Annotated in this window: 6 protein-coding genes; all 6 read right to left on the bottom strand. The window is 60.9% G+C overall.

The genetic code is table 11. The features are described from left to right. Positions 1-75: 75 nt before the first annotated feature. The gene (locus PMI37_RS20360) at positions 76-2,106 is read right to left on the bottom strand and encodes a 2Fe-2S iron-sulfur cluster-binding protein (RefSeq protein ID WP_008084435.1); all 2,031 of its coding nucleotides are present in this window, start codon (positions 2,104-2,106) and stop codon (positions 76-78) included. A 45-nt stretch (positions 2,107-2,151) separates the two neighbouring features. Then, positions 2,152-2,778 (bottom strand): glutathione S-transferase family protein, encoded by a 627-nt coding sequence (locus PMI37_RS20355; protein ID WP_008084433.1) that lies wholly within the window; start codon positions 2,776-2,778, stop codon positions 2,152-2,154. Between the two features lie 105 nt (positions 2,779-2,883). Then, positions 2,884-3,810: a LysR family transcriptional regulator gene (locus tag PMI37_RS20350; RefSeq protein WP_008084431.1), complete on the bottom strand. Its 927-nt coding sequence runs from the start codon at positions 3,808-3,810 to the stop codon at positions 2,884-2,886. A 128-nt stretch (positions 3,811-3,938) separates the two neighbouring features. Next, positions 3,939-5,771 carry a glutamine--fructose-6-phosphate transaminase (isomerizing) gene (gene glmS, locus PMI37_RS20345; RefSeq protein ID WP_008084429.1) on the bottom strand — a complete coding sequence of 611 codons (1,833 nt, stop codon included), beginning with the start codon at positions 5,769-5,771 and terminating at the stop codon, positions 3,939-3,941. Between the two features lie 2 nt (positions 5,772-5,773). Continuing rightward, positions 5,774-6,550 (bottom strand): DeoR/GlpR family DNA-binding transcription regulator, encoded by a 777-nt coding sequence (locus PMI37_RS20340; RefSeq protein ID WP_008084428.1) that lies wholly within the window; start codon positions 6,548-6,550, stop codon positions 5,774-5,776. A 160-nt stretch (positions 6,551-6,710) separates the two neighbouring features. Beyond that, positions 6,711-8,078 (bottom strand): bifunctional UDP-N-acetylglucosamine diphosphorylase/glucosamine-1-phosphate N-acetyltransferase GlmU, encoded by a 1,368-nt coding sequence (glmU, locus tag PMI37_RS20335; RefSeq protein ID WP_008084426.1) that lies wholly within the window; start codon positions 8,076-8,078, stop codon positions 6,711-6,713. Positions 8,079-8,159 lie beyond the last annotated feature (81 nt).

The following is an 8,159-nucleotide window of genomic DNA, read 5'->3' as shown; positions in this document are numbered from 1 at the left end:
CGATCTTTTGATCTTGTTTTCAGGACATCAAGATCAAAAGATCGCAGCCTGCGGCAGCTCCTGCAGGGGGGCGGTTTATAGGTCCAAGACCAGCGGGTGGGGGCTCTGTGCCGGGACGGCGCAGCAGATCAGCACGTGGCCGGCTTCAGGGATGTCCGCCGGGGGCTGTGGATAATTCACCGCGCCGCTGACCAGCCGGGTTTTGCAGGTGCCACATGACCCGCCACGGCAACTGAACTCCGGACGCAATCCGCGGCTTTCCGCCAACTCCAGCAGACTGCCGCCATCGGGCTGCCAGCGCGCCTCTTTTGCCGAGCGCTCGAACACCACCGGCACCGAAGTAGTCGCGGCGGGCGGTTGTTCGATCACGATGGCGTCCGGGTCGGCCTGACGTTTCAGTGTCGACGGGCCAAAGGTTTCCGCATGAATCTGAGCATCGCGCACATCCAGTTCGCGCAGGATGTCGTACAGCCCTTGGGTGAAACCACCGGGGCCGCAGAGGACGAAGTCGAGCTGATCGAAATCATCGGCCTCCAGCAGGTTCCTCAGCACCGCACTATCGATTCGGCCCAGCAGATCAAAGTCCTCGCCTTCTTGCAGATCGGCTTCCGGCTGGCTGAGCAGCCGCAGGACGCGCACCGAGTCACCGGCGGATTCGAGCAGCCGGTCCAGCTCCTGGCGAAACGGCTGATCGGCCAGGCTGCGCGAACTCTGCAGCAATAACGTCGGACGAATCCCGCGCGTGCGTAAGCCTTGGTACACCACCTCGCGCAGCATCGACAGCAACGGCGTGATTCCTACACCGGCGGCCAGCAGCACCAGCGGTCGGTGCTCCAGCGGCGCCACGGTGAAATGCCCTTGCGGCGCCCGCGCTTGCAGCACATCGCCGACGCGGATCTGCTCATGCAGGTGTGATGAAATCAGGCCTTCACGCTTGACGCTGATCCGGTAGAAACCGTCCGATGGCGCGCTCGAAAGGCTGTAAGTGCGAATGTGTACCTCGCCATCAATCGTGAAACGCAGCGGCAGATGCTGGCCAGCGAGAAACACCGGCAAACCGGCGCCATCGGCGGGCTCCAGGTAGATGGAGCGGATGCTGCGACTTTCTGCCTCGATCTTCGCCACGCGCAGCGGCCGCCATTGGTTGCCCAGTGCCTGCGCCTGCAAACGCGCCGCCGCCTCGGTCCAGTTGCCAGTCAACAGACTGGTCGGCGACATGCCGTCGAAGCGCCAGCGCAACGCCAATGCTGCCGGGCGCCGCACCAGTGTTTCCACCTCGAACGTCCACAAACGCTCAGCGCCCTGAAACGCTTCGATCTGCGGGTCGTCGAGCAGGATCTCGGTGCGCCCGCTGAGTTGCAGCAAATCGCCTGTGGAAAAGTCGATGAACAGCAAGCCAGCCTTGGGGTTGAGCAGCAGATTGCCGAGGGTGTTGAAGTGCAGGTTGCCGGCGAAGTCAGGGATGGTCAGACGATTGCCGTCCACGCGTACGAAACCGGCCTGGCCGCCCCGGTGGGAAACATCCACCGCACGCTGACCGTCGACATCGACATAACTGGCGACGAAGAACGTATCGGCTCCCGCGATCAGCGCGGTGGCCGCATCATCCAGAGCGTTGAGATGTTCAGCCGGGCGAGTCTGCGGATCCGTCAGCGGCACGCGCTGGAACTGACGCAGCTGGATGTATTGCGGGCAATTGCCGAAAGCCTGATCCACGCTCACGGCGAAACCCTGAGCGTTCAGATTGCCGACATGGCCGTTAAGGCGATTGCGCCGGCGGGTGTGCAATTCGATGCCGAGCAGACCGATCGGCTCACCGTTGCGCAGTTGCGCCGGATCATCAGCCGCGACCTGACTGGCGAAATGCAGGTGCTCGGGGTCCGGCGAATGCGCGAACCCCGGTGCACCTTCGAGCACGCTGGCCCACGGACGGCCCTGTGCATCGACGGCGCCGTACAGCAGGAAGGGCAATTGCTGATAGAACTCGCGGTGCTGGTCCGGCATCCAAGTGCGAATCACCTTACGCCCGAAGGCTTCCATGCGTTCGGCAACGCCGACATGGGCTTGTAACTGTTGCTCGCCAGCGTGCCACGGTGAACGTTCCATCACGACCTCTCCCCTGCGCCGACGGCACAGTGTGGATAGCGAAAATCAGGCGGTGGTTTGCAGACCGGCGACGGTGCGCGGCATGCCGACAAAACCGGGCAAGGCTTCGACCCGGGCCAGCCAGGCGCGCACGTTGTCGTAGTCGTCCAGCGACACGTTGCCCTCGGGTGCGTGTGCGATATAACTGTAGGCGGAAACGTCGGCAATGCTCGGTTCGTCGCCGGCCAGAAACGCTGTCTTGCCCAACTCGACGTCCATCACCTTGAGCAGGTTGTGCGCACGGCTGATCGCCTCTTCAGCATTCAGTTGTGCGCCAAACACCGTGACCAAGCGCGCAGCTGCGGGGCCGAACGCAATCGGCCCGGCGGCAGCGGATAACCAGCGCTGCACCCGCGCCGCGCCGACCGGGTCAGCAGGCAGCCAGCGACCGTGACCGTATTTTTGCGCCAGATACACCAGAATCGCGTTGGAATCGGCCAGCACCACGCCGCCGTCATCAATCGCCGGCACCTGGCCAAAGCTGTTGATCGCCAGATACGCCGGCTGCTTGTGCTCACCTTTCGCCAGGTCGACCAAGATCAGCTCGGTGGGCAGTTGCAGCAGGGACAGCATCAACTCGACGCGATGAGCGTGGCCAGAGCGTGGGAAGTTGTAGAGTTTGATTGCTTGCATGGTCGACTCCGCTGAACAGGGGCGCCACTGCGAGGGTGAGAGCGCCGATGCAGGCCATCATCCCCTCACTGCGAAAAGAACAGAATCACCAGCAACCGCAATCGATTATTTCATCTCGTGCAACAACGCAGCATTTTGCAGCGCCGGGTGGTCACGCAATGCCTTGGCGGCGAAATCGACAAAACTGCGGATCCGCGCCGGCGCCTTGCGCCCGCCCTGATACACCACATGGATCGGCAGTGGCGGCAGTTCGAACTCAGCAAGGACGATTTCCAGTTCGCCGGCCGCCACCTTGCTCGCCACTTGATAGGACAACACGCGGGTCATGCCCAGACCCATGCAGGCGGCGGTAATCGCAGCCTGATTGGCGGTGACGATCAGGCGCGGCTCGGGACGCACGCTGAGCGGCTCTCCTGCATCGAGAAACGGCCAACTGCGTTGCTGACCAATCGCAGAAGTCGCTACCACTGGCACACCGGCCAGCGCATGAGGATGAACCGGTCGACCGTGCTGAGCGAAATAAGCCGGCGAACCGCAAATAACCCGTCGAACCTCGCCCACCCGAATCGCATGCTGACTGCTGTCCGGCAGGTCACCGATGCGCACCGCGACATCAATGCCCTCCTCAACCATGTTGACGATCCGATCAACCAGTACGGCGTTAATCGTGACATCCGGATACTGCGCGAGATAACCCGCCATCACCGGAGTGACAAACAAATCACCGAACAACACTGGCGCCGTCACCGTCAATTGCCCGCGCGGCTGAGCATGGCTGCCCGCCGCTGAATCCTCGGCCTCCTGCACCTCGGCAAGAATCCGCCGGCAATCCTCCAGATAACGCTGCCCCGCTTCGCTCAAATGCACACTGCGCGTGGTGCGGATCAACAACTGCGTACCGATGCGCAACTCCAGCGCCGCCACCGCACGGGTCACGCTAGCTGCGGACAGGCCCAAACGCCGAGCGGCAGCGGAGAAGCCTTGCTCTTGGGCGACGGTGGTGAAGATGTGCATTTCCTGGAAGCGGTCCATAGAGTCGACGCTCACCTCAAAATCAAAAAAGATCGCAGCCTGCGGCAGCTCCTACAAGTGAAATACGATTCCCATGTAGGAGCTGCCGCAGGCTGCGATCTTTTGCGGTTAACTCAGCTGTGGATAACTTACTCCACGGTCACCGACTTCGCCAAATTACGCGGCTGATCCACATCCGTGCCTTTCAGCACCGCAACGTAGTACGACAGCAACTGCAGCGGAATCGTGTAGAGGATCGGCGAAAGGATGTCGTGGATGTGCGGCATTTGCACCACGTGAGTACCTTCACCATTGGTCATCCCGGCTTTCTCGTCGGCGAACACGATCAGTTCGCCGCCGCGGGCGCGGACTTCCTGCAGGTTGGATTTGAGCTTTTCCAGCAGTTCGTTGTTTGGCGCGACGGTGACCACCGGCATGTCGTTATCCACAAGCGCCAGCGGGCCGTGTTTCAGCTCGCCGGCCGGATAGGCTTCGGCGTGGATGTAGGAGATTTCCTTGAGCTTCAAGGCACCTTCCATCGCGACCGGGAATTGCGCACCACGGCCGAGGAACAGGGTGTGGTTTTTCTCGGCGAACAGCTCGGCGATTTTTTCCACGGTGCTGTCCATCGCCAGCGCTTCGCCGAGGCGGGTTGGCAGGCGACGCAATTCTTCGACCAGTGTGGCTTCAACGCCTTTGTCCAGGGTGCCGCGCACCTGGCCCAGCGAAAGAGTCAGCAGCAGCAGGCCGACCAGTTGCGTGGTAAAGGCTTTGGTCGAGGCCACGCCGATTTCGCGACCGGCCTGGGTCAGCAGGGTCAGGTCGGATTCGCGCACCAGCGAACTGATGCCGACGTTGCAGATCGCCAGGCTGGCGAGGAACCCAAGCTCTTTGGCATTGCGCAGGGCGGCCAGGGTGTCGGCGGTTTCGCCGGACTGCGAGATGGTCACGAACAGGGTGTCCGGCTGCACCACGACTTTGCGGTAGCGGAATTCGCTGGCAACTTCGATCTGGCACGGGATGCCGGCCAGTTCTTCCAGCCAGTAACGGGCGACCATACCGGCGTGATAGCTGGTGCCACAGGCAACGATCTGCACGTTGCGCACTTTGGCGAACAGCTCGGCCGCTTGTGGGCCGAACGCCTGAACCAGCACCTGATCATTGCTCAGGCGACCTTCGAGGGTGCGCTGGACAACGGCCGGTTGCTCGTGGATTTCTTTGAGCATGTAGTGGCGGAATTCACCTTTGTCGGCGGCTTCGGCACCGTCGGTGTATTGCACGGTCTGGCGCTCGACCGCGTTGCCATCGACGTCCCAGATCTGCACGTTATCGCGGCGAATTTCGGCAATATCACCTTCTTCCAGGTACATGAAGCGGTCGGTAACCTGACGCAGCGCCAGTTGGTCGGAAGCGAGGAAGTTCTCGCCCAGACCCAGACCAATCACCAACGGACTGCCACTGCGCGCGGCAACCAGACGATCCGGTTGCTTGGCGTTGATCACGGCCAGACCATAAGCACCGTGCAATTCCTTGACGGTTGCTTTGAGGGCGACGGTCAGGTCTGGCTGATCCTTGAGTTTGTGGTTGAGCAGATGGGCGATGACTTCGGTGTCGGTGTCCGAGGTGAACACGTAACCCAGCGCTTTCAGTTGTTCGCGCAGGGCTTCGTGGTTCTCGATGATGCCGTTGTGCACCACGGCGATGTCGCCGGAGAAATGCGGGTGGGCGTTGCGTTCGCAGGGTGCGCCGTGGGTGGCCCAGCGGGTGTGGGCGATACCCAGACGACCCACCAGTGGATGCTCGGCCAGTGCCGCTTCGAGTTCACTGACCTTGCCCGGACGGCGCATGCGCTCGAGAGTTTCCTCGTTGGTGTAGACCGCTACACCCGCGCTGTCATAGCCGCGGTACTCGAGGCGCTTGAGGCCTTCGAGCAGGATGGCGGTGATGTTACGTTCAGCCACTGCGCCGACAATTCCACACATGCTTATTTCTCCTGACTGACAGCCGCGCAAATCAAGTTGATACCGCGGGCCTGTATCTGATCGCGTGCCTCTTGGGGCAGGCGATCATCGGTAATTAGGGTATGGACGCTGCTCCATGGCAGTTCCAGATTGGGAATCTTGCGGCCGATCTTGTCGGCCTCGACCATGACGATGACTTCCCGCGCCACGTCAGCCATGACCCGGCTCAAACCGAGCAGCTCATTGAAGGTCGTGGTGCCACGCACCAGATCGATGCCATCGGCACCGATGAACAACTGGTCGAAGTCGTAAGAGCGTAGTACTTGCTCGGCGACCTGACCCTGAAAGGACTCCGAATGCGGGTCCCAGGTGCCACCGGTCATCAACAGCACCGGCTCGTGTTCGAGTTCGCTCAGGGCGTTGGCAACATGCAGGGAATTGGTCATCACCACCAGACCCGGCTGCTGGCCGAGTTCAGGGATCATCGCGGCGGTGGTGCTGCCGCTGTCGATGATGATGCGCGCGTGCTCGCGAATGCGTTTCACCGCTGCGCGGGCAATCGCCTGCTTATATTTGGAAATGCTTTGCGCGGTTTCCGCGACCAGTTCCTGCGGCATGGTGATCGCTCCGCCGTAACGGCGCAGCAGCAGACCATGACTCTCCAAGGCAGCCAGATCCTTGCGAATCGTAACTTCAGAGGTTTCGAAGCGCTTGGCCAACTCATCCACACTGACTTCACCCTGCTCATTGAGCAGGGCAAGGATGTTATGGCGGCGCTGGGGCGTATTGCGTTTCGACATGACGACCTAAGTTTCGATTCGAAAGATAACGGAAGCAATCAAAACCTATCAGCCACAAATCGTCAACCCGCCAGACAAAAAAAATCGCAGCCATCGACAGGTCCCATGTAGGAGCTGCCGAAGGCTGCGATCTTTGGATCTTTAAAGCGCTGTGGATAACTCAGCCCTTCTTGATCTTCTCCGGCCGTTTCCAGCCATCAATGTTCTTCTGCCGCGCACGCCCTACCGCCAATTGCGCGTTATCCACATTCTGCGTAATCGTCGACCCAGCCGCCGTGGTAGCACCGTCAGAGATATCCACAGGTGCCACCAACGAGTTGTTGGAGCCGATGAACACGTCCGCGCCCAACACGGTTTTCCACTTGTTGGCGCCGTCGTAGTTGCAGGTGATGGTGCCGGCGCCAACGTTGGTGCGCGCACCGATTTCCGCGTCGCCCAGATACGTCAGGTGACCGGCCTTGGCGCCCTCGCCCATGTGCGCGTTCTTCAATTCAACGAAGTTACCCACATGCGCACGCGCTTCCAGTACGGTGCCCGGGCGCAGACGCGCGAACGGACCGGCATCGCTGCCTTCGCCGAGGATGGCACCTTCGATATGACTGTTGGCCTTGATCACCACGCCTTTACGCAGGGTGCTGTCCTTGATCACACAGTTCGGACCGATCACCACATCATCTTCGATGACAACATTGCCTTCGAGAATCACGTTGATATCGATCAGCACGTCGCGACCCACGGTCACTTCGCCACGCACATCAAAGCGCGCCGGATCACGCAGGGTCACGCCTTGCGCCATCAAACGGCGACCGGCGCGCAACTGATAATGACGCTCCAGCTCGGAGAGTTGCTTGCGATCATTGGCGCCCTGCACTTCCATCGCATCGTGCGGTTGCTCGGTGGCCACCAGCAGACCATCGTTGACCGCCATTTCGATCACGTCGGTCAGGTAGTACTCGCCCTGAGCGTTGTTGTTCGACAGGCGGCTCATCCAGTCGGCCAGACGATTGGCCGGGACGGCGAGAATGCCGGTGTTGCCCTCGGTGATCGCGCGTTGCGTTTCGCTGGCATCTTTGTGCTCAACGATTGCCGTGACTTTGCCATCGGCATCACGAACGATGCGGCCATAGCCGGTCGGGTCATCCAGCTCAACGGTGAGCAAGCCCATTTGCCCGGGCACGACTTGCTTGAGCAGACGTTGCAGGGTTTCGACTTCGATCAGCGGTACGTCACCGTAAAGGATCAGCACGGTGTCGGCAGTAATGAACGGCACAGCCTGGGCGGTGGCGTGGCCGGTGCCCAGTTGCTTGTCCTGCAGGACAAAATTCAGATCGTCGGCCGCCAGGCGTTCACGCACCACGTCGGCGCCATGGCCGATGACCACATGAATGCGCTGTGGATCAAGTTGGCGGGCACTGTGGATAACATGGCCCAACATGGAGTTGCCGGCAATCGGGTGCAACACCTTCGGCAGGGCCGAACGCATACGAGTGCCTTGACCGGCCGCGAGGATAACGATTTCAAGAGACATGACTGGCTACCAATCCTGGGTGGTCAGCAACTGCGACCGGGTTGTAAAAATCGGAAAAGAAAAAAGGGTAGCCGAGGCTAC

The organism is Pseudomonas sp. GM80 (assembly GCF_000282515.1).
In the GTDB taxonomy this organism is placed as follows: domain Bacteria; phylum Pseudomonadota; class Gammaproteobacteria; order Pseudomonadales; family Pseudomonadaceae; genus Aquipseudomonas.
Note: the sequence above shows the minus strand (reverse complement) of the source record. Positions and strands in the feature narration are given on the sequence as shown.

Bases quoted from the DNA above. Each gene is read 5' to 3' on its own strand.
- PMI37_RS20355 (WP_008084433.1), bottom strand. From the start codon at position 2,778: ATGCAAGCAATCAAACTCTACAACTTCCCACGCTCTGGCCACGCTCAT.
- glmS (WP_008084429.1), bottom strand. From the start codon at position 5,771: ATGTGTGGAATTGTCGGCGCAGTGGCTGAACGTAACATCACCGCCATC.
- glmU (WP_008084426.1), bottom strand. From the start codon at position 8,078: ATGTCTCTTGAAATCGTTATCCTCGCGGCCGGTCAAGGCACTCGTATG.
- PMI37_RS20340 (WP_008084428.1), bottom strand. From the start codon at position 6,550: ATGTCGAAACGCAATACGCCCCAGCGCCGCCATAACATCCTTGCCCTG.
- PMI37_RS20360 (WP_008084435.1), bottom strand. From the start codon at position 2,106: ATGGAACGTTCACCGTGGCACGCTGGCGAGCAACAGTTACAAGCCCAT.
- PMI37_RS20350 (WP_008084431.1), bottom strand. From the start codon at position 3,810: ATGGACCGCTTCCAGGAAATGCACATCTTCACCACCGTCGCCCAAGAG.